The organism is Shewanella vaxholmensis (assembly GCF_031932135.1).
Classification (GTDB): Bacteria; Pseudomonadota; Gammaproteobacteria; order Enterobacterales; family Shewanellaceae; genus Shewanella; species Shewanella hafniensis.
The window spans coordinates 492,648-514,912 of the sequence record NZ_JAUOEV010000001.1 but is presented as its reverse complement, the minus strand read 5'-3'; the positions used below and the strand labels follow the sequence as shown (position 1 = coordinate 514,912).

Here is a 22,265-nt window from a genome sequence, read left to right as displayed (position 1 = left end):
ATCAATAGTCAGATCCATATTCAGGAGGCATTATGCTTAAAAGACTCATGCATGATCATAAACATATAGCTGTATTGCTAAATGTTTTAAAAAACAAGCAGATGAAGCTGTCAGAAGGTGAGTCAATCAACTTCATCGTGGTGCGCGATATCGTTGAATATATGCAAGGATATGCTGAGCGTTGCCATCATCCGGTTGAAGACATTATTTATGCCTACTATCTTGCGCATAAAGCTAATGACAGTATCGATAAGTTGAGTGCCGAACACGAGTTAGTGATCCAAGCCTCAGCGGCTTTGATGACGACGTTGAATCTGATCCTCAGTGATATTGTGGTTGCCCGTGAGAAACTGATTGTTGATTTTGCAGATTATGTCGCATTACAAGAGCGGCATATGCAAATGGAGGAGCGGGAAATATTCCCGTTATTGGCCAAAACCTTAACTGAACAAGATTGGCAACTGATTGAGTCTGAGTGCCAGAAATCCTTGATTGATGATCCTTTATTCTTAGATCGCGAGCAAAAAGAATTTGAGGACTTGCGGGCTTATTTAACAACGGCTGACTAGCATTGATTCACTCATTGGGCTCACTTTGCGGGCTTGAGCTGAGGATTCAATACTACAGAGTGACGTGTTTTTTTGCGCTAGCTGTTGTTGCTCGCGAGTCACGATTTGTGGAAGCAGGCCTTGGTTGATGAGAGCAGAGCTTAGCATTAGTCATATAGCGCTAGCCATATTGTCGTAATGGGGAGTTTAGGGTTCTCGCGCTCGCAGCCGTAATCAACGCATTTCTCATTTCACCCGCTTAACAGTATTTCCTCTTATTTCCCGCCACATTCAATATCACAAATAAAAAAAGCGCCTAAGGCGCTTTTCTTGTTCATGTTTAAGATGATGGTTTAGATCATCTCAACATGTGATTACAACTGGATGGCATCAATGTCGTAGTTAAAGTTATTATCGATTTCTTGGAGTTCTTTGATTAAACGGTGCTTATCTTTCAACGCTTCGATCTCACGCCATTTACGCTTTTTATTGGAGCCTCGCGAACGATCGGGTCTTTCAACGACTTCATCTAGCGCACAACCATAATCTAAACGATCCATGGCAACCTCCTGTTGTTGTATGTTTTGTCAGCGATTAAATAACATATTTTTAAAACAGGGTGCAAGAATTATGTTTCAATTGTGTTAAGTTTAAATGAACTTTGAGTGATATGTCGTTGATCTTAAGTGTGGGTTGAGAGCGAGGAAGAGTCGAAAAGTTGAATAAAAATAAAAGGATAAAATTAAAAAGCCAGCGATTGCTGGCTTTTTGTTCGATTAGATTTTGCCTTGTCGATAAAGGTTAATCAATGCGTTACTTGAGGCATCTAAGGCATCACAATTTTGCGTCGCACCGATGCGTGCTAACACATCGTTACCCAGATCCTTACCAAGCTCTACACCCCATTGGTCAAAGGAGTTGATGTCCCAAATTGCACCTTGAACAAAGGTTCTGTGCTCATACAGGGCAATTAAAGCACCTAAGGTGCTCGGCGTGAGCTTATCCATGAGTAAGGTGTTGCTCGGCTTGTTACCTGGCATCACTTTATGTTTTGCAATCAGCTGCTTTTCAGTCGCAGATAATGCACTATTAGCGAGTTCGGCTAAGGCTTCATCAAAAGTGCGACCTTGCATTAGGGCTTGAGTCTGGCCAAAGCAGTTTGATGCTAGCTGATCATGGTGCTCTCCGATAGGATTATGACTTTGCAGTGGCATAATAAAATCGGCAGGGATCAGGGCAGTACCTTGGTGCAACAGCTGGTGATAGGCATGTTGGCCATTAGTGCCTTCGCCACCCCAAATTACTGGACCAGTACTGTAGTCAACATCTGTCCCGTTTAAGGTGACAGACTTACCATTACTTTCCATGTCGAGCTGTTGGAAGTAAGCCGGTAGACCACGTAGATAATGATCATATGTCAGTACAACATGGGACTGAGCATTGAAGAAATTACCGTACCATAGGGATAATAAGCCCATGATCACTGGCATGTTTTCTGTCAATGGTGCATTGGCGAAGTGCTCATCCATTTGGTGGGCACCTGAGAGCAAGGCTCTGAAATTATCCATGCCAATCAAGAGTGCTATCGGTAAACCAATCGCTGACCAGAGTGAGTAACGACCGCCAACCCAATCCCACATAGGGAAAATATTGTCTGCATCAATCCCAAAATCCGTCGCTTTAGCGACGTTTGAGGTTACTGCGACAAAGTGTTTTGCCACATCTGACTGCAAACCGCCTTTTGCTAAGAACCATTCTCTGGCAGTGAGGGTATTGGTTAAGGTTTCCTGTGTCCCGAAAGATTTGGACGACATGATGAATAAGGTCGTTTCAGGATCCAGTAACTTCAGCTTCTCACTGATAGAAGTACCGTCGACGTTTGCTACAAAGTGGCACGTTAACTCTGGGTTCCAATATGGGCGTAGCGCCTGAGAGACGATCTTTGGACCAAGGAAAGATCCACCAATACCGATACTGACAATATCGGTTATCGCTTTACCTGTGTAACCTTTCCATTGACCTGATGTCACTGAACTCACAAACCCTTGCATTTTATTCAGGGTTTGTTGAACTTCAGGAACTATGTCTTGACCCTCGGCAATAATCGATTGTTCCGCAGTGCTACGTAGTGCAGTGTGCAAAACAGCGCGCTTCTCTGTGGTGTTAATGATCTCACCCGCAAACATTGCTTTGATTTTTGCTTCAAGTTGACTATTGCTTGCCAACGCAAATAACAGATCAAGCGTTTCCGTCGTTGCTCTGTTTTTAGAGTAATCCAGTAATAAACCACAGGCAGTTAGCGACATTTTATTGAAACGTGCCGCGTCAGTGGCAAACAATTCCCGCATATGCGGTACATTTTTACTGTGTGCTGATAAAGCTTGCCATGTTGAGCTTTGGGTCAAGTGTGTCATCTCGCCGTCTCCAGAGTGCTTAGTTTGCGAGCTTAGCCGTGAGCATCACTTCGAGTTTGCCCTGGTCGATAGCAAAGTTTCGAATGCCTTCTGCAAGCTTATCAACTGCCATAGGATCTTGGTTAAAGTCCCAACGGAATTGCGCTTCTGTTAATGGAGCTTCGGCTGCGACAGTGCTGGTTGCCGGAACCAGTTTAGGAGTAATGTCGACTTGCGAATTAGCCAGTTCTTCTAACAGAGAAGGGCCAATCGTGAGACGATCGCAGCCTGCTAGTTCGATGATTTCACCGATATTACGGAAACTTGCGCCCATAACGACAGTATTAAAACCATGCTGTTTGTAATAATTATAGATTTCGGTAACAGAAATGACTCCTGGGTCATTTACGGCATCGTAGTCTTTACCTGTATCTTTTTTGTACCAATCAAGGATGCGGCCTACAAAAGGCGAAATTAGATAAGCACCAGCCTCGGCGCAAGCACGTGCTTGGGCAAAGCTAAATAGCAGAGTTAAGTTGCAGTTGATGCCTTCTTTCTCTAGCTCTTTAGCGGCACAAATGCCTTCCCATGTTGAAGCAAGTTTGATCAGAATACGTGATTTATCAACGCCCGCTTCTTTGTAAAGGCGAACCAGCTTATGGGCTTTCGCAATTGATTGTTCTTTATCGAATGATAAACGGGCATCAACTTCAGTTGATATACGCCCAGGAACGAGTTTCAGTATTTCTACACCGATATTAACGGCGAGCTTGTCGCTGGCATCATCAAGTTGCTGCGCGAGATCGGCACTTTGTGATTTTGCCCAATCGATAGCGTTATCTATGAGGGATTCGTATTCAGGAATTTGAGCCGCTTTCAAGATGAGTGATGGATTGGTTGTCGCATCTTCAGGTTGGTAGCGTTTAATCGCTTCGATGTCGCCAGTGTCAGCGACGATAGTGGTATATAACTTGAGTTGCTCTAATGTATTGGCCATGAAAAACATCCTTCTCAGGTAGCAGTCTTAACTCGGAATTCACTGATGACTATTAGAAGCGATTTTGCCAACTTTTCCAACCTTGAATGTAAAAAAATTACAAAAATGACAATTTTATGTCTATTTAGGTTTGGCATGAGATACAGGCTCTCATCTTGGCTGTGGTAGAGGGCATCGCTTTTCCTAGTGTATACCCCATAAAAACAAAAAGTCGCTGCAAGCAGCGACTTTTTTACGTCAATAAGTAATATTACTTAAGAACAGGTTGTTTAGCTGTAGTTGTCACAACGGCTTCGATGCGACGGTTAGCAGCATGGGCTTCTTTCGAGTCACCAGCAACCAGTGGCTGAGTCACACCGTAACCGTTAGAAGTTACGCGGCTTTGGCTGATACCATATTTCTCAACAAGAATTTTGGCAACGGCGTCAGCACGTTTGTCAGATAGCACCATGTTGTACTCTGGTTTACCTACGTTTGAGGCATGGCCAGCGATTTCAACAGTGAACTCTGGGTTCTTGTTCAGGTAGTTAGCTAGTCTTTCAATATCTTTGTAGAAAACAGGCTTAACTACAGCTGAATCGTTAGCAAACTGGATTGAACCCACATCTTCTTTATTTTTTACGTTTTCGTAAATAGTACAGCCAACAGAGTCAACTTTATGTGTTGCTGGTGTGGCTGGACATTGGTCTTTGTCGTCATAGACGCCATCGTTGTCTGAGTCAACAGGTGCTGCTGCGATAACCGCTGCTGCAACTGGAGCCGCTGCAACTGTATGACCGAAACGGTAGCTCAGTTCTAGACCCCAGTAGTTGCTTTCACCTTCAAAAGTGCCCCACTTATCTTCATCTAAATTTTCATAGCGACGATATTTAGCTTGAAGTTTTAAGTTCTCAGTGAAGTTATAACCAATACCTGTTCCGAAATAAGGTGCAATACCACTATCGCTGTAGTATTCGCTACCCCATTGTTTATTATTGGATATTAAATAGTTCATTGCGCCAGCTTCAACAGATAAACTCCAGTTGTTAGCTATTGGCCATACGCCTACAAGCCCAAGAGTCGTACCTTTAACTCCTAGATCATTGAGCTTGTTGCTATAATCGGTCCATTCTGCACGACCAAGATTACGGTAACCTAACTCAATCCCAAAGTAGTCATTGAACATGTAACCTGCGAAAATATCCCAAGCATATGGGTCATCTTCACCGCACACTTTAGTTGTTTTTAAATCGCAGTTCGGCTCATAGTTATTTACGCCAAGTCCACCACCGACATACCAAGGTGTTAGTTCCTGAGCCGCAGATGCGGTGAAAGGTAATAGCGATGCAAGCAGTACAAATTTTAATTTATGATTCATCATGTTCTCCAATTCCATTATTTATGATTCTCCACCAATATGTCTTGCTGTATATGTGCAAAACATTGCTAGCACTTAGTGTGGGGATCCTTTGGTATTGTAGCCAGCGATTAATTATCACTTGGTTTGTTACATTTTACTAGTGCTAAGAATTTCCTTTTTATAATCACCCATTCTGTAAATTGCCTTTCAACGTAAAAAAGGCATTCCGAGGAATGCCCTTAAAATGAACTGTTATGTTAATTTTGTGTAACTGTTAACGTGTCCATATCCAATTTTCAATTTCTATTGGGTCTACGCCGTTCGCTTTAATATAGTTGCGGTGGTCAACTAGTCTTTGCAGCATGTCAGTGGTGATGGAAACGTGCATAGTTTCATCAATAACTCCCTGTTGGAACAGTTTGTAAGCCATATCAATCACTAGGTGATAACGTGATGTGCCGTTACGAACGCCCATATCGAATGGAGTGGTTGTTGAACCTTCTTCTTCATAGCCTTTAATTCTGAAGCGACGGCTGCCTTTGTAATCAAATATTAACTTTTTAATCGTATTTGGGTAACCATGGTAGTTGAATACCACGCCTTTATCTTGGGTAAATATTTCGTCCATTAACCAAGGTTTTTCTTTAAATTTGCGGCTTCCTAAGCCATCACTGCTTAATTCGGTGACGCTAACGAAGCGAATTTTGACTCTTGGAAGGAGTTCTCTGATCAATACTAATGAAGCCATACACTCTTGAGTGACGTAATCACCACAACCTGCAAGTACGATATCTGGATTCTCATCAGAGGCAAAATCCCACACCATCACGCCATCTTTTGCTTGTTTACGCGCTTCTTCCAAGCTCAGCCATTGTGGTAGCTCTTTCTTACCTGCAACAAGAATATTGAGTTTGTCGCGGTCAGCGTAAGCTCTTTCTGTATAAACCAAGGTGCTGTTAGCATCTGCTGGTAAATAAGCAGAGATAATTTTTGGATGCTTCTCTAGCATCGCCCCAAGGAAAGACGGGTTTTGATGCGAGTAGCCATTATGGTCTTGGCGTTCAAGCAGCGAAGATAATACGACGTTACATGCAGGCAGCGGCTTACGGAAATGCACACCTTGGCTCGCATAGACGTATTTACAGTATTGGTCGGCCATCGATGAGATCACTTGTGAGAATGACTCATAGGTTGGGAACATACCGTGGCGGCCTGTGACTGTGTAGCCGTGCAACATACCAAAGAGCAAGTTTTCAGAAAGGAGCTCAATCACTCGTCCTTCGCGGGACATGTCTTCATCCCAGCTCTCAATTGGCCATTGCCATGCACGATCGGTTTCTTCAAATACGGCTTGTAACTGATTTGAATAGGTTTCGTCAGGGCTGAAAATACGTAGATTGCGTTGATCGCGGTTTAACTTGAATGCATCACGCATCCATTCACCCATTTTCAGCATTGAATAACCACGGTGACCACGTGGTACTTCTGGGCCGTAGCTGAGTTTCTCGAGATCAGGGTTCGTTAACGCTCTAACCACTTCACCACCATAGGTGAGATGTTGACGACCACAGGCAAGTTGCTTAGGTGGAATTAATGAGCAAATGTCGGCATCAAAAATCAGCTCGCCTTTATCATTCATTTGGTAAAGTTCTTGGAAGTTGTAACTGGCAAGCCAATTGTCAAGTGCATCCAGATGACCTTTATCTGTGGCACATTTATTGACGATCACTTGGTGTGATTCGCAGTTACCTTCTAATTTCTTACCTTTATACTCACTGACACCCGTCCAACCTTTGGCGGTGCGCATTAAAATCACTGGCCATTTAGGCTTAACCACATCTTCACCGCTACGGGCACGACGTTGGATATCATTGATCATGGCATAAGCGGTATCCATGGCATTCGTCATTTGCACATAGATATCTTCTTCTAATTCGTTATCAACGATAATAGGGAAGTAGCCAAGACCACGGAATTCAAGATCCAGTTCTTCATGGCTCATGCGCCCCATACGGGTAGGGCCTGAAATTTTATAGCCATTGATATGCACAATTGGTAATACTGCACCACTTGTCGCAGGAGAGACTAAACGGTTTGCGTACCAAGATGCTGCTAATGGTCCGGTTTCTGCTTCACCGTCACCAATTAAGACGGTGGCGATCAGATCTGGATTATCGAGTACTGCGCCCCAGCCTACAGAAAGTGAGTAGCCTAGTTCGCCACCTTCAAGAATTTGTCCTGGAGCTTCAGGGTTTGCATGTGAAGGATAGCCATAAGCGGCGGAAAACTTCTTACAAATATCTTCAATACCGGTTTCATTGTAGGGGATCGTTTCTGGATAGAAATGACTTAATGAACCTTCCATGAATAAGTTAGCTTGTACTGCTGGGAAACCATGGCCAGGACCAACTAAATAGATGAACGAGCGGTTATGTTTCACTATCAATCGGTTAATGTTGGCATAAACAAAGTTAATGCCAGGGCAGGTGCCCCAGTGGCCAAGTAAACGTGGTTTGATATCAGTATGGGCAAGTGGACGTTTATGTAAGACGTTTTGTTTGAGATAAATCTGCGAGGTCGCAAGAAAGTTAGTCGCTCTGACATATTTTTTCAGAGCATTGATTTCATGTATTTGTGTCATATAAAGCCTCACTAAAACAAACAAGAGATGATTGAAGTTTCTATGTGGATACTATATTTGTAGTTTTATTACAAAAATGTGCCCTACATCCAAATTTTAAAAGTTGTTTTTACTGTTAAAAATAATAGATCAACTTCGCGATTTTGTTAATGCAGCTTTAACAGTGGCTTAGCTTATGTTGTGAGGCGTGATGTTGATGGCGTTTAACTGTGCAAACGCGAGCTTGATCACATGAGCAATTTCGAATACTGTGCTATTTTGCTGCGTTGAATTCGGTAGCCGTGATGTTGTAAATTCACGGAAGGATAATTTGAAAAAATAAATCTACCGAAATTCTTACCTTTAACTTGGAAGGATTCATTCACCACAGATGTTGTACCTCTAATTGCCATTCAATTAGAGGAGCATTTGCTACGGGAAGAAGTAAAATAATATGTTAGAAACCATAGTTAATTTTTTGAATGCGCTACTTTGGGGTAAGTTGTTAGTATATGGACTGGTAGGAGCTGGTCTTTATTTCACTATAAGACTTGCCTTTATCCAGTTAACCCACTTTAAACATTCCATCAAAGTCATGACCATGAGTCGCCAAGGTTGCGATAGCGGTCTTTCATCATTTCAAGTCTTTTGTACCAGTATGGCGGCCCGTGTCGGTGCCGGTAATATGGCTGGTGTTGCAGTCGCTATTGGTGCTGCAGGTCCTGGTGCGGTATTTTGGATGTGGCTTATCGCTATCTTAGGTATGGCTACCGCTATGGTTGAATCAACCTTAGCGCAGGTTTACAAAGTGCGAGATCATAACGGTCAGTTCCGTGGAGGTCCTTCCTATTATATGGAAAAAGGCTTGGGTCAGCGCTGGATGGGCATTTTATTTGCCGTCTTTCTGATCATTGCCTTTGGTCTGGTATTCAACGCGGTACAAGCGAATACCATTACCGGAGCGATGGAGCGAGTATTTGGGTTTAATCCAACTTATGTCGGGATTGGACTAGTGATTGCCAGTGGATTTGTGATTGTCGGTGGCCTGCGTAAAGTCGCACGAGTCTCTGAGTTTATCGTCCCTATCATGGCATTAGCCTACATTCTCGTTGCCTTCATTATCGTTATTTTCAATCTAGATCAACTGCCTGCGATTATTAGCTTAATTGTGAAGAGTGCTTTTGGTTGGCAAGAGGCTGCTGCTGGCGGCGTGGCTTATACCGTCGCGCAGGCTATGCAAGCGGGTATTGCACGCGGACTTTTCTCAAATGAAGCGGGTATGGGCAGCGCGGCGAATGTTGCGGCAAGTGCATCGCCTAATCCGAACCATCCGGCATCCCAAGGTTTTGTCCAGATGATGGGGGTATTTGCGGATACTATCGTTATTTGTACTGCAACGGCTGCAATTATCCTGCTATCAGGGGATGTGGGTTCGAGTGACGATGGCATTCGTTTAACCATTAATGCTATGTCTACTCATGTTGGTGACTGGGGTGGTGCGTTTATTGCGGTGGCGATTTTCTTATTCTGCTTTACCTCCATCATAGCCAATTACTCTTACGCTGAAACAAACGTGATGTTTTTAATGGGCAACAGTACCAAATTACTGCCTTTGTTCCGTTTGTGTGTATTGGGTATGGTGATGTTTGGTGCCGTGGCGAAGATAAGTCTGGTGTGGAACTTAGCCGACGTTTCTATGGGATTAATGGCGACAGTGAACATTATCGCCCTCTTACTGTTATCAGGTTTGGCTATTCGCGTCATCAACGATTATCGCGAGCAGGTCAAAGCGGGTAAGTCTCCTGAGTTTGATCGCAGTAAGTTCCCTGAATTAATGGATCAACTCGATGATGATATTTGGCAAGATGCCAGTCTTACATCGGTTAAAAAGCCTTAGGTAACCCAGATAGTCGACGACAGAGATTTCTGATTGTCGCAATCGAAAAGACCACGCCGTTAAAGCGTGGTTTTTTATGTTCGTTCAGTATCATAGGCAAGTCTTTTTGTTTCTGTTGGGAGTTTTTGATGTTGATATTGGTTTCGCCGGCGAAGACCTTAGATTTTGAACAGCCGCCACTGACACAGGTGTATTCACAGCCTGATTTCTTAACTCATAGTCAGGAATTGATCCAAGTTTGTCGGCAATTGACCCCTTCAGATATTGCGACTTTAATGAAGGTGAGCGATAAAATTGCGGGTTTAAATGCGGCGCGTTTCGGGGAGTGGCAGCCAGATTTTAATTTAGATAATGCTAAACAGGCTATATTTGCCTTTAGAGGTGATGTGTATACAGGTTTCGATGCTGATAGCTTATCAGAAGCTGAAATCGCTCAGACTCAGTCGCAGCTGCGTATTCTATCGGGTCTTTATGGGCTACTCAGACCGCTGGATTTAATCATGCCTTACCGCTTAGAGATGGGAACGGCACTTTCGAATCCAAAAGGTAAAAATCTATATGAATTTTGGGGTGATACCTTAACGCAAGCGGTAAATGAAGCGCTTGCGGAAAGTGGTAGCGATATAATTGTCAATCTTGCTTCTAATGAGTATTTCAAAGCGATAAAGCCTAAAAAACTGCAAGGGCAATTAATTTCACCCGTGTTTAAAGATGGTAAAAATGGTCAATATAAAGTGATCAGTTTTTTTGCTAAGCGTGCAAGGGGCATGATGGCGAGATATATCATCACCAATAAAGTGAATACCCTAGCTGAGTTAAAGGCATTTAATCTCGCGGGTTATTATTATAGTGAAGAGCAAAGTTCACCGACACATCCAACATTTTTACGTGCAGAGCAATAGCGCAATATCGAGAAGATGTTAATTGATAGAGAGAACAGCTTATGTTGTTCTCTCTATTATTTTTATCAACTCTCTATTTTTCAGATTGAGTGACTAAAGGCGTTAATGTCGCGGTTGAATTTGCCATGATATAAGCAAATTGTGCGTAGGCGGCGACGTTTTGAGCCAATGCGGCGGGGTCAATCTTATCTAAGGTATCATTCGGTGTGTGATGGTAATCGAAGTAATCGTGACCATCTTGCCTTAATGATGCAACAGGTACGCCTAGGGCCGGTAACATAGAGACATCAGGCCCGCCAGAAGCTTGGTTGTTGCCGAGTGCGACACCATTGAATGACATAGGGCTAAGTGCATGCTGTACCTCAGTCCATGCGCTCTCATTGACCTTAGTATCGATTTGATAGATTCGGCCCGCGCCAAAATCAGACTCTGCAGCAATGTAGTGCAATGGTAATTCGGCTTTATGCGCTTCGGCATAGGCTTTACCGCCCACAAGCCCAATTTCTTCAGCGGCATATAGCACCACTCTGACAGTGCGAGCGGGTTTTACCGGAAGATCTTGAATATGCTTAGCTGCAGCTGTCACAATCGCGACACCCGCCCCATCATCAATTGCACCCGTACCTTCATCCCAAGAATCTAAATGAGCGCCAATCAATACAATGTCATTGGGCTTGCTGCTGCCTGTTACTTCGGCAATGACATTGTAAGACGTATTAAAGCCTGCATTCTTTGGTGACATCTGCAATTCAAGTAGAGCATCAGGATTGCGTTTTAGTAATGCATCGACCAAATCTGCATCGGGGTTTGACATGGCAGCAGCGGGGATCTTTGACACGCCATCTTGGTAGCGCATAACGCCTGTATGGGCCATGCGGTCATGATCTGTGCCAATAGAGCGGATCACGATCGCAACTGCGCCTTTTTGCGCTGCTGCGACGGCACCTTTTGAGCGGCCGCCAACGCTTTTGCCATAACCTTCACCAGTAATGTGGCGTTCAGTTTTTTGGTCAATAAACGCAATCTTACCTTGCACGTCTTCAGGCTTGGCTTGTTGTAGTGCCTCTAGGCTATCAAAACGTGCGATTTTAGCCTGTAAACCACCTGCTGGTGTCGCAACGCTGCCACCAAGCGCAGTAATGACCAGCGGCTGCTCGACTGGGAAGGTTATTTTGGCTTTGGCTTCACCGCGCTCCCAAATGGGCACTTGTACTGGTTCTTTATAAACGCGGTCAAATCCAAGGCTTGTCAGTTTCTCCATCGCCCAGTTAACGGCGATGATATCTTTTGGGCTACCAGCAAGTCTTGGGCCCACTTCAACCGTGAGCGATTCGACTATGTCATAGCCTAATTGTGAAGCTAATGCCGTCTGTTGTAATTTTATGGCTTCACTTGTCGTGGCGGTTTCTACTTGAGTTTGGCACGCACTTAAACTCCCAATTAAAAGACTAGAGAGAAGTGCAGTTTGATAGGGCTTCATTAGATTTCCTTTATTTTTATTAAGCATGTCCCATTTTTAAAAACAATCTAGCAAAAAGTGTGCTTTATGTCCCGACTATATCCGTAAGGCAACGCTATATTAGCGCAGGGGTTAGTTTTAGGAGAGAAAGTGCGTAATGAATATTGAATTAATGCAGGAGCGAGCCGATCATGCGGTAGTGCTATTAAAGGCACTCGCGAACGAACGCCGTTTATTTATTCTTTGTTATTTATTGAATGAAGGAGAAATGTGCGTTGGAGAAATGAATAAAAAATTAGGCTTAAGTCAATCGGCACTATCACAACACCTTGCTTGGTTACGCAAAGATAATTTAGTAACCACACGCAAAGAAGCGCAAACGGTATTTTATTCGCTCAAGAGTGATGAAGTACGGGAGATGATCCACTTATTGAATAACATTTATTGTCATTAATAGTGTTTTTCAGATATAAAAAAACCGGCAATTGCCGGTTTTTTTCATTTGCTATTTTATAGATTAAGCAGCGATTGCTTTGATCTTAGCGTTCAAACGTGCCTTTTGACGAGCGGCTTTATTCTTATGAATAAGACCTTTAGTCGCCATACGGTCAACGATTGGTTGAGCAACAGCAAAAGCTTCTGATGCTGTTTTGTGATCGCCTGCTTTAATTGCAGCGATTACTTTTTTAACGTATGTACGTAACATTGAGCGACGGCTGGCGTTATGCTGACGACGCTTTTCAGATTGAAGCGCGCGCTTCTTTGCAGACTTGCTATTAGCCAAGGTGCAACTCCTAAAAACTGGATTTGATACTTTTAAAGGCCGAGGAATATGCCTGCATTTAGTCACTTTGTCAATGACTATGATTGAATATTCATCATAAAGATAAATTAATCCAACCTGCCTTGGCTATCTTCGACCCAACTCGTGTAATATGTGGCGCAATTCTAGCAGCTATTACCGCAGTGTGACAGAGCCTGAATCGATTTTTTGAGATGTATCACCTAATCAATTCGATATGGGTCTGGGGGACGTTTGAGTAGAAAATTATTAAAATCTGGTCTGATTGTTAGTGCTATGACATTGATATCCCGTGTGTTAGGTCTTGTTCGGGACGTCGTTGTTGCTAACTTGATGGGGGCTGGGACAAGTGCCGATGTGTTTTTCTTCGCCAATAAAATTCCTAACTTTTTACGTCGTTTGTTTGCTGAAGGGGCTTTTGCACAAGCCTTTGTGCCTGTTTTAACTGAGTACCAAGAGAAACATACCGCGGAAGAAACCCGTGACTTGCTGAGTAAAGTCGCTGGCACATTAGGTTTGCTGGTGACGATTGTGACGCTTGTGGGCGTGGTGGCTTCGCCTGTGTTATCAGCCTTATTCGGCGGTGGTTGGTTTATCGCTTGGCTTAACAATGAGCCCGACGGCGCTAAATTTGAACTCGCCACCGTAGTGCTTAAAATTACTTTCCCTTACCTGTGGTTTATTACCTTTACCGCATTGGCTGGATCGATTTTAAACACCCGAGGCCGATTTGCCGTCTCGGCGTTTACCCCAGTATTCCTTAATGTGGCGATTATTTCCGCGGCCATATTTTTTGCGCCAACATCGACTCAACCCGAAATAACCCTTGCTTGGGGCGTTTTTTGTGGTGGATTAATCCAGTTTTTATTTCAAATCCCTTTTTTGTTGCGTGAAAAAGCACTCGTTAAACCTTCTTGGGGCTGGCACCACCCAGGCGTGGTGAAAATCAGAACCTTGATGATCCCGGCGCTATTTGGCGTGTCGGTTTCGCAGATTAACCTGTTATTTGATACCTTTATCGCCAGTTTTTTGATGACGGGCTCGATAAGCTGGCTCTACTATGCCGACCGTTTATTGGAGTTTCCCCTAGGATTGTTTGGGATCGCGATTGGTACTGTGATTTTGCCTGCGCTGTCACGAAACCATGTGAATGCTGAAGGTGCGGGCTTTGGCTTGACGATGGATTGGGGAGTTAAAGCGATTTTACTGCTAGGTCTACCAGCCATGATGGGGTTGATCGTGCTCGCCAAGCCTATGCTGATGGTGTTATTTATGCGCGGCGCTTTTTCGATGCATGATGTTGAAATGGCTTCTTATAGTTTAATGGCTTACGGTAGCGGTTTACTCAGTTTTATGCTGATTAAGGTACTCGCGCCAGGTTATTACTCCCGCCAAGATACCAAAACCCCTGTGCGTTATGGCATTATCGCCATGGTCACCAACATGGGCTTTAACTTATTGTTTGCTATTCCTTTTGGATATGTTGGATTGGCGATTGCGACTTCAATGTCAGCATTGCTCAACGCCACTTTACTTTATCGAGGATTGCATTTAGCCGGTGTTTATCGCGTTTCTAGGCCGACTATGGTGTTTTTTGCTAAAGCCGTGGTCTCTACCGCCTTGATGGTGGTAGTCTTGTATTACTTTTTGCCTTCACAACAAATTTGGTTAGATTGGCATTTGTTCGAGCGTGCAAAAGCCTTGATAGGCTTGATTTTAGCGGGGGCAGTCAGTTACTTGTTGGGACTGCTTTTGCTCGGAATTCGTCCTTGGTCAATTAAACGGGGAGTTTGATTGCTGATTCTCATCGCTAGCTGTTATATAATCAGCCGATTTGCGCTTGGCAGTTGTCTAAAGTTATGGAATTAATCCGCGGTATACATAACATTTTGTCATCCCACCACGGGTGTGTTTTGACTATAGGTAATTTTGACGGCGTCCATCGTGGTCATGCACAAGTGATTGCGAACTTAGTGCAGAAGGCAAAGCAGTTATCGCTGCCATCTACTTTAATGACGTTTGAACCTCAGCCGCAGGAATTATTTAGCGGCGACAATGCGCCAGCTCGTTTAAGTTTATTACGTGATAAAGTCATGTTGCTCGATGAACTAGGGGTCGAACGGTTAGTGTGTGTTAACTTTAATCGCACTTTTGCCAATCAACCCGCTGAGCATTTTATTGAAGAATTGTTGGTCCGTAAACTCGGTGTTAAGTACCTAGTGGTCGGCGATGATTTTTGTTTTGGTCAGGGCCGTAAAGGTAATTTTGAGATGCTAGTGCAGGCGGGTATCCAATATGGCTTTACAGTGGTCAGCACCCAAAGTTTTATGCTGGGCTCGCAAAGAGTGAGCTCAACCGCCGTGCGTGAACAATTGGCTAAGGGTAATCTTGAGCAAGCAAGACGCTTGCTCGGTCATCCTTTTACCTTGAGTGGTCGTGTCGCGCATGGGCAAAAAATTGGCCGCACCATTGGTTTTCCCACAGCCAATATCGCCTTAAAGCGCAATGTTGTACCGGTACGCGGTGTGTTTGCGGTCAAGTGTTATTGGGATAACAGCGATATTTATGAGGGCGTAGCCAATATTGGGTTTCGTCCGACAGTGAACGGTCAAGTGTGTCAGCTTGAGGTGCATCTTTTTGATTTTGAAGGTGACATTTACGGCAAACATGTTGAGGTCGAGTTGGTGGCTAAACTCCGTGATGAGCAACCTTTTGACTCATTGGATGCGCTTAAGCAACAGATTTTAAATGATGCAAATGAAGCCAAAGCTTTATTTGGTAATGATGCAGGCTGAAATTTATCAGTTTAATTAACGGTATAGGATCAATGAGCGACTATAAATTTACTTTGAATTTGCCGGAAACAGAGTTTCCGATGCGTGGTAATTTGGCAAATCGCGAGCCAGAGATGTTAGAGCGCTGGACAAAAGACGGTTTGTATCAGCAGATCCGTGATAGCCGAATTGGCCGTACTCCCTTCATTTTGCATGACGGCCCACCGTATGCAAATGGCAGTATTCATATTGGTCACTCAGTGAATAAAATCCTCAAGGACATTATTGTTAAGTCAAAAACCCTATCTGGTTTTGACGCACCGTATGTGCCAGGTTGGGATTGCCACGGTTTACCTATTGAGCTTAAAGTTGAGCAAAAAGTGGGTAAGCCTGGTCAAAAAATTTCTGCGGCAGAATTCCGCGAAGAATGCCGTAAATACGCCGCCGAGCAAGTTAACGGCCAACGTGAAGACTTTATCCGTTTAGGTGTATTAGGCGACTGGCACAATCCGTACCTGACGATGGATTTTTCAACCGAGGCTAATATCGTACGTTCTTTATCGAAAGTGATTGAAAGTGGTCATTTACATAAAGGCGTAAAGCCAGTGCATTGGTGTACTGACTGCGGTTCTGCCCTAGCTGAAGCTGAAGTGGAATACGAAGACAAAACCTCACCTGCTATCGATGTGGCGTTTGTGGCGGCGGATAGCAATGCCGTTGCGGCTAAATTTGGGGTAAGCGATTACTCACATCCTGTTTCTATGGTGATTTGGACTACCACACCATGGACGCTACCAGCGAATCGAGCCTTGTCTTTAAGCCCTGAGCTGGATTACAGCTTAGTTGAATTCGAAAAAGACGGTGTGACGCAAGCGCTTATTTTAGCTGAAGTATTAGTTGAATCTTGCCTGACTCGCTATAACGTAGAAAGTCATACTGTGCTTGGTTCTACCAAAGGCGCAGCGCTTGAGCTTGTCCGCTTTAATCACCCGTTTTTAGATTTTGATGTTCCGGCAATTTTAGGCGATCACGTCACGACTGATGCAGGTACCGGTATCGTTCATACTGCCCCAGGTCACGGTCAAGACGACTTTGTGGTTGGTCAAAAATACGGTTTAGAAGTGGCAAATCCTGTTGGCGACAACGGTGTGTACAAGCCTGATACTGAGTATTTTGCTGGCCAACATGTCTTTAAAGCCAACGATAACGTGGTTGCTTTACTGAGAGAAAAGAGCGCCTTGTTGAATCACGTGGCTTACCGCCATAGCTACCCACATTGCTGGCGTCACAAAACACCGATCATCTTCCGTGCAACGCCGCAGTGGTTTATCTCTATGGATAACCATGGTCTGCGTACGCAAGCATTGAAAGAAATCGAACAGACTCAATGGATCCCTGATTGGGGTCAAAGTCGTATCGAAAAAATGGTTGAAAACCGCCCTGACTGGTGTATTTCACGCCAACGTACTTGGGGTGTGCCTATCACGCTGTTTGTGAATCGTGAAACTGAAGAGCTGCACCCAGATAGCGTGTCGCTAATGGAACGCGTGGCGAATCGTATCGAACAGCAAGGTATTCAAGCTTGGTGGGATCTCGATGCCGCCGAATTGTTGGGTGATGAAGCTGAGCAATATCGTAAAGTCACTGATACTCTGGACGTTTGGTATGACTCAGGTTCAACCTTCTCGTCAGTGGTAGCGGCGCGTCCTGAATTCCACGGACACGGAGTTGACTTGTATCTTGAAGGTAGCGATCAACATCGCGGTTGGTTTATGTCATCTTTGATGATTTCAACCGCAATGAATGGCAAAGCACCGTATAAGCAAGTACTTACCCACGGTTTTACCGTCGATGGTAAAGGCCGTAAGATGTCAAAATCTATTGGTAACGTGATTGCACCACAAACGGTAACCAACAAATTAGGCGCCGACATTCTGCGTTTATGGGTTGCGGCAACAGATTACAGCGGTGAGATGACGGTTTCAGACGAAATCTTAAATCGCAGTGCCGATGCCTATCGTCGTATTCGCAACACTGCGCGTTTCTTATTAGCCAACTTAAACGGTTTCGAGCCCGCTAAGGATTTAGTGGCCGTTGAAGATATGGTGGCGTTAGATCGTTGGGTTGTTCGCCGTGCCGCTGCGCTACAACAGGAAATCATCGAAGCCTATGATCAATATAACTTCCATATAGTGACTCAAAAACTGATGCAGTTCTGCTCGGTTGAGTTAGGCAGTTTCTATCTGGACATCATTAAAGATCGCCAATATACGGCTAAGCAAGAAGGCCATGCACGCCGTAGTTGTCAATCGGCGCTGTATCTGATCTCTGAGGCCATGGTGCGTTGGATTGCGCCAATTCTAAGCTTCACTGCTGACGAAGTATGGCAATTACTGCCTGGCGAGCGTGATGCTTATGTCTTTACCCAAGAATGGTATCAAGGCTTGAAATCAGTCACCTTAGCGACTGATTTGAGCGATGACTATTGGCAGCAGTTGCTAACCGTGCGTAATGAAGTCAACAAAGTGATTGAACAAGCTCGCCGCGACAAACGTATCGGTGGCTCATTAGAAGCTGAAGTGACCTTGTTTGCGGATGCTACCTTGACTGAGCAATTAACCCATATCGGCGATGAGCTAAGATTTGTGTTATTGACCTCTGAAGCCAAAGTATTGCCTTTAGCCGATGCTACATTGGAAGCGGTTGAGACTGAGTTGGCATCACTGAAATTAGTGGTTGCTTCAAGCACTGCTGAGAAATGTGAGCGTTGTTGGCACCACAGAGAAGAGGTCGGCACCATTGAGGCCCACCCAACACTCTGTACTCGCTGCGTAACAAACATTGAAGGCGACGGCGAAGTTCGCCTGTTTGCGTAAAGGATCTGTATGCCATTAACTTGGAAAGACAGTGGCTTACGTTGGTATTGGGTAGCTGTATTGGTGTTTTTTGCCGATCAGCTATCTAAACAATGGGTCTTAGCCAATTTTGATTTACATGAATCGCTGAATTTATTGCCTTTCTTTAATTTCACTTATGTACGTAACTACGGGGCCGCCTTTAGTTTTTTAAGTGATGCCGGTGGTTGGCAGCGTTGGTTATTTACGATTGTTGCAGTTGGATTCAGTACTCTACTCACAGTGTGGTTGCGTAAGCAATCCGCTTCGTTGTTGAAACTGAATCTGGCTTACACCTTAGTGATTGGTGGCGCCCTAGGCAATTTGGTCGACAGATTAATGCACGGTTTTGTTGTTGATTTTATCGATTTCTTTTGGGCTAAGAGCCATTATCCAGCTTTCAATATCGCCGATTCGGCGATTTGTATTGGTGCTGTGTTGATCATTTGGGATGCATTTTTAAGCGGTAAATCTGAAACAGATAGCGCCGAAGGGGTTAAGAAGTGACTGTGACGCGATCTTTACTATGCCATATGAATATTGTGCTTTCTGATGGTTCAACCGCAGACAGCACTAAAGCTTCGGGTAAACCAGCTCGATTAAATGTGGGTGACGGTACGTTAAGTCCTGCATTTGAGGCGCAATTGGCAACGCTTGCTGAAGGTGATAAACACAGTTTTACCCTTGAAGCGATTGATGCCTTTGGTGAATCAAATCCTGATGCTATTCACTATCTAGACAGAAGCCGTTTTCCGGCAGACATGAGTTTAGAAGCAGGCGTGATTGTCAGTTTTGCCGGCCCAGGTGGCAGTGAAATCCCGGGTATTGTCCGTGATGTCGCGGGTGATTCCATCACAGTCGATCTGAATCATCCTCTGGTAGGGCACAAGATCACTTTTGAACTGGACGTTGTAAAGGTACTTTAAGATGAAACTCGATCCTACCAGTCCAAGTTTGAATATTATGCTCGCGAACCCGCGTGGTTTTTGTGCGGGTGTTGATCGTGCTATCAGTATTGTTGAACGGGCGTTGGAATTGTTTTCACCGCCTATCTATGTTCGACATGAAGTCGTACATAATCGCTATGTCGTGCAGAATCTGAAGGATCGCGGTGCGGTTTTTGTCGAAGAGTTAGATCAAGTGCCGGATAACAACATTGTTATCTTCAGTGCTCATGGTGTCTCTCAAGCGGTGAGACAAGAAGCTAAGGCGCGCGGCTTGAGAGTTTTCGATGCGACATGTCCCTTAGTGACCAAAGTGCACCTTCAAGTGACGCGTGCAAGCCGTAAAGGTATTGAATGTATCTTGATTGGGCATGAAGGACACCCTGAAGTCGAGGGGACTATGGGTCAATACGATAATCCTAACGGCGGCGTTTATCTGATTGAATCGCCTGCTGATGTGGATGCGCTAGAAGTGCGCGACCCTAACAATCTCTGCTTCGTGACCCAAACAACCTTATCTGTCGATGATACGTTAGACATTATTGCCGCGTTACAAAAAAGGTTTCCTTCAATTGAAGGACCCCGTAAAGACGATATTTGTTATGCAACACAGAATCGTCAAGATGCAGTACGTAATCTATCTGCGGATGTGGATTTGTTGATTGTTGTTGGTTCAAAAAACAGCTCTAACTCTAATCGGTTACGCGAGCTCGCATTGAAGACCGGAACCCAGTCTTATCTGGTGGATACTGCTGACGATGTTGAATCAAGCTGGTTCGATAATGTTTCGCGTGTTGCTGTTACCGCAGGCGCTTCTGCACCTGAGGTCTTAGTTCAACAAGTTGTCCAAGCGATTGCAAAACTCGCCCCTAGCGTGGTAACTGAAGTCGAAGGACGTAAGGAAGACACTGTCTTTGCGGTGCCTGCCGAACTGCGCTAAATCTATGTGATGTTAAGTTATTTATAAAAAAGAGGCGATAAGTCTCTTTTTTATTGCCTCAAATTCATTCAAGGCATAATGATGTCAATGCTTATATGCTATTGTTACTGGCTACTTACATTTTTGTCATCTATTATTAACTGTTAGTGGTTTTTTGTCGTAAGACTAAGATTTTAAAAGGGTAAATGGCTGAAAAGCTTGTCAAAAATATGGCTAAATTCGAACGATTGACACAAATGGACTTTCAACGAGGCTTCTCATTAATTGAAGTGCTTGTTGCATTGGTGATCTTAGTCATTGGCTTAATTGGTATTTTTAATCTGCATATCGTTGCAAAGCGTGGCAGCTTCGAGTCATTTCAGCAAACCCAAGCCTCCTATTATGCGAACGATATTATCAATCGAATGAAGCTGAATAGAACACAACTGGGCAATTACGATGGAGAGTACACAGGTTCTCTGGGTAAACCCGGTAGTGTTTGTGATGTTGCAGTTGGAGCCGTGAATATATGTACTCCAGAAGAGACAGAAGCTTGGGATCTTTATCAGTGGGAGCAGAGTTTTATGGGGGCAGCTGAAGTTGTAGATAGTCAGAATGTTGGGGGATTAGATTCGCCAACGGCTTGTATTAGTGTAAATGGTTCAACTGTAACAGTTGCTGTTGCGTGGAGAGGGATCCGAGAGGGCGCGGGTACAAGTTATTCAGGCAGTGAATGCGGAAAAGATATTGGTACGCGTAGACGGCTTTTTATGCTTTCGACAGTGATTATTTAGGTTAATTAATTATGGCCAATTCAAAAAACTGTCAGAAAGGGATGTCATTAGTCGAGTTAATGGTCTCTATGATCATTGGCCTATTTCTCACTCTTGGGCTTTTTGCCATGTTTAGCATGTCCTCTTCTAATGTAATTACGACGAGCCAATTTAATCAATTACAAGAAAATGGCCGAATTGCTTTATCACTAATGGAAAGAGATATCAGCCAATTAGGTTTCATGGGGGACATAACGGGAACCGATTTTGTACTTGGGACCAATATGACCTTGAGGGATGGTATTGCAAATGATTGCATTGGTGCAGGCGTAAATAACGGTACTTTACCTAATGCAGAACCTGCACATTTTAGACGTCTGTGGGGATACGAAGAAGGTAAGAGTGGAGATACGTTAAGTTGCTTATCTGGTGTAAATCAGAATACTGACGTAATTCAAATCAAAAGGTTAGTAGGGCCACCGGTCACTAATCCAGATGGTGAACGTTTTTATATGGCAGCAACCTCGAGTGAAGCAGTGATGTTTAAAGGTGGTAATCCGCCTAGTCCTGTGCTCGAAAATGCTCGTTTTTGGGAATATCAACATCATGTCTATTTTATTAAAAATGATGGTTCCGTGCCTGTTTTACGCCGAAAAACGTTAACTAAAAATAATGGCATGAACAACGAAGAGCAGTTAGTTGAAGGCATTGAGAATATGCGTATTCTCTATGGTTTTGATAGTAACGGAGATGATACGGCCGATAGTTTTATGCCAGCAGAAAATGTAACAACATTAATGTGGGATAACGAATTATTTCAGCGGCTTGTTGCATTGAGGTTTTTTTTATTGGTTCGTGCTATCGATGAAGATAAAAGTTATACCAATGTAACAACTTACACTTTAGGCGATAAAGAAATTAAGAATTTGAATGATCATTATCGCCGCAAGATTGTCTCGACGACTATGGTACTTGCCAATCCCGTATTAATCAGAAATTAGAGG

At 44.0% G+C, this 22,265-nt stretch carries 19 protein-coding genes; 12 read left to right on the top strand and 7 right to left on the bottom strand.

What is annotated here, in order from left to right; translation table 11 throughout:
- The first annotated feature begins 32 nt into the window (after nucleotides 1-32).
- Complete coding sequence (locus Q4Q46_RS02065; protein ID WP_006084966.1) at nucleotides 33-569, top strand: hemerythrin domain-containing protein; 537 nt, start codon at nucleotides 33-35, stop codon at nucleotides 567-569.
- Between the two features lie 353 nt (nucleotides 570-922).
- Here the strand turns inward: Q4Q46_RS02065 and Q4Q46_RS02060 are convergent, their stop codons facing one another.
- The 5 genes from Q4Q46_RS02060 to Q4Q46_RS02040 all read right to left on the bottom strand — a co-directional run bounded on the left by Q4Q46_RS02060 (nucleotide 923) and on the right by Q4Q46_RS02040 (nucleotide 7,918).
- Nucleotides 923-1,108, bottom strand: coding sequence for a DUF3545 family protein (locus Q4Q46_RS02060; RefSeq protein ID WP_006084967.1), 186 nt, complete (start codon nucleotides 1,106-1,108; stop codon nucleotides 923-925).
- Nucleotides 1,109-1,324: 216 nt separating this feature from the next.
- The gene (pgi, locus tag Q4Q46_RS02055; RefSeq protein WP_220592250.1) at nucleotides 1,325-2,962 is read right to left on the bottom strand and encodes a glucose-6-phosphate isomerase; all 1,638 of its coding nucleotides are present in this window, start codon (nucleotides 2,960-2,962) and stop codon (nucleotides 1,325-1,327) included.
- A gap of 19 nt (nucleotides 2,963-2,981) precedes the next feature.
- On the bottom strand, nucleotides 2,982-3,938 hold the full coding sequence (gene tal, locus Q4Q46_RS02050) for a transaldolase (RefSeq protein ID WP_106649734.1): 957 nt from the start codon (nucleotides 3,936-3,938) through the stop codon (nucleotides 2,982-2,984).
- 250 nt (nucleotides 3,939-4,188) lie between these two features.
- Nucleotides 4,189-5,313 (bottom strand): OmpA family protein, encoded by a 1,125-nt coding sequence (locus Q4Q46_RS02045; RefSeq protein WP_261273664.1) that lies wholly within the window; start codon nucleotides 5,311-5,313, stop codon nucleotides 4,189-4,191.
- A gap of 238 nt (nucleotides 5,314-5,551) precedes the next feature.
- On the bottom strand, nucleotides 5,552-7,918 hold the full coding sequence (locus tag Q4Q46_RS02040) for a phosphoketolase family protein (RefSeq protein WP_259527158.1): 2,367 nt from the start codon (nucleotides 7,916-7,918) through the stop codon (nucleotides 5,552-5,554).
- Nucleotides 7,919-8,351: 433 nt separating this feature from the next.
- Between Q4Q46_RS02040 and Q4Q46_RS02035 the strand changes: the two genes are divergently transcribed.
- Nucleotides 8,352-9,794 (top strand): alanine/glycine:cation symporter family protein, encoded by a 1,443-nt coding sequence (locus tag Q4Q46_RS02035; RefSeq protein ID WP_311905092.1) that lies wholly within the window; start codon nucleotides 8,352-8,354, stop codon nucleotides 9,792-9,794.
- 128 nt (nucleotides 9,795-9,922) lie between these two features.
- A complete protein-coding gene (gene yaaA, locus Q4Q46_RS02030) occupies nucleotides 9,923-10,696 on the top strand; it encodes a peroxide stress protein YaaA (RefSeq protein WP_220777220.1) in 774 nt (257 codons plus the stop codon).
- 73 nt (nucleotides 10,697-10,769) lie between these two features.
- On the opposite strand, the gene Q4Q46_RS02025 is transcribed toward yaaA, so the two are convergent.
- Complete coding sequence (locus Q4Q46_RS02025; protein ID WP_311905091.1) at nucleotides 10,770-12,176, bottom strand: M28 family metallopeptidase; 1,407 nt, start codon at nucleotides 12,174-12,176, stop codon at nucleotides 10,770-10,772.
- Nucleotides 12,177-12,312: 136 nt separating this feature from the next.
- On the opposite strand from Q4Q46_RS02025, the gene Q4Q46_RS02020 reads away from it, so the two are divergent.
- Nucleotides 12,313-12,609, top strand: a complete 297-nt coding sequence (locus Q4Q46_RS02020) for an ArsR/SmtB family transcription factor (RefSeq protein WP_006084975.1) — start codon at nucleotides 12,313-12,315, stop codon at nucleotides 12,607-12,609.
- Nucleotides 12,610-12,672: 63 nt separating this feature from the next.
- Here the strand turns inward: Q4Q46_RS02020 and rpsT are convergent, their stop codons facing one another.
- Nucleotides 12,673-12,939 (bottom strand): 30S ribosomal protein S20, encoded by a 267-nt coding sequence (rpsT, locus tag Q4Q46_RS02015; protein ID WP_311900387.1) that lies wholly within the window; start codon nucleotides 12,937-12,939, stop codon nucleotides 12,673-12,675.
- A gap of 252 nt (nucleotides 12,940-13,191) precedes the next feature.
- Here rpsT and murJ point away from each other — a divergent pair, with 252 nt between their 5' ends.
- From murJ to Q4Q46_RS01975, 8 genes are all read left to right on the top strand, one after another.
- On the top strand, nucleotides 13,192-14,751 hold the full coding sequence (gene murJ, locus Q4Q46_RS02010; protein ID WP_311905090.1) for a murein biosynthesis integral membrane protein MurJ: 1,560 nt from the start codon (nucleotides 13,192-13,194) through the stop codon (nucleotides 14,749-14,751).
- 65 nt (nucleotides 14,752-14,816) lie between these two features.
- A complete protein-coding gene (ribF, locus tag Q4Q46_RS02005; protein WP_106649739.1) occupies nucleotides 14,817-15,752 on the top strand; it encodes a bifunctional riboflavin kinase/FAD synthetase in 936 nt (311 codons plus the stop codon).
- A gap of 32 nt (nucleotides 15,753-15,784) precedes the next feature.
- Nucleotides 15,785-18,607, top strand: coding sequence for an isoleucine--tRNA ligase (ileS, locus tag Q4Q46_RS02000; protein WP_311905089.1), 2,823 nt, complete (start codon nucleotides 15,785-15,787; stop codon nucleotides 18,605-18,607).
- 9 nt (nucleotides 18,608-18,616) lie between these two features.
- Entirely contained in the window at nucleotides 18,617-19,132 is a 516-nt protein-coding gene (gene lspA / locus Q4Q46_RS01995; RefSeq protein WP_006080637.1) for a signal peptidase II, read from the top strand.
- A complete protein-coding gene (gene fkpB / locus Q4Q46_RS01990; protein ID WP_311905088.1) occupies nucleotides 19,129-19,551 on the top strand; it encodes an FKBP-type peptidyl-prolyl cis-trans isomerase in 423 nt (140 codons plus the stop codon). Before lspA ends, fkpB begins: the two co-directional genes overlap by 4 nt.
- 28 nt (nucleotides 19,552-19,579) lie before the next feature.
- Nucleotides 19,580-20,509 (top strand): 4-hydroxy-3-methylbut-2-enyl diphosphate reductase, encoded by a 930-nt coding sequence (gene ispH, locus Q4Q46_RS01985; protein ID WP_170927454.1) that lies wholly within the window; start codon nucleotides 19,580-19,582, stop codon nucleotides 20,507-20,509.
- A gap of 185 nt (nucleotides 20,510-20,694) precedes the next feature.
- A complete protein-coding gene (pilV, locus tag Q4Q46_RS01980; RefSeq protein WP_311905087.1) occupies nucleotides 20,695-21,282 on the top strand; it encodes a type IV pilus modification protein PilV in 588 nt (195 codons plus the stop codon).
- 11 nt (nucleotides 21,283-21,293) lie between these two features.
- Nucleotides 21,294-22,262: a PilW family protein gene (locus Q4Q46_RS01975; RefSeq protein WP_311905086.1), complete on the top strand. Its 969-nt coding sequence runs from the start codon at nucleotides 21,294-21,296 to the stop codon at nucleotides 22,260-22,262.
- Nucleotides 22,263-22,265 lie beyond the last annotated feature (3 nt).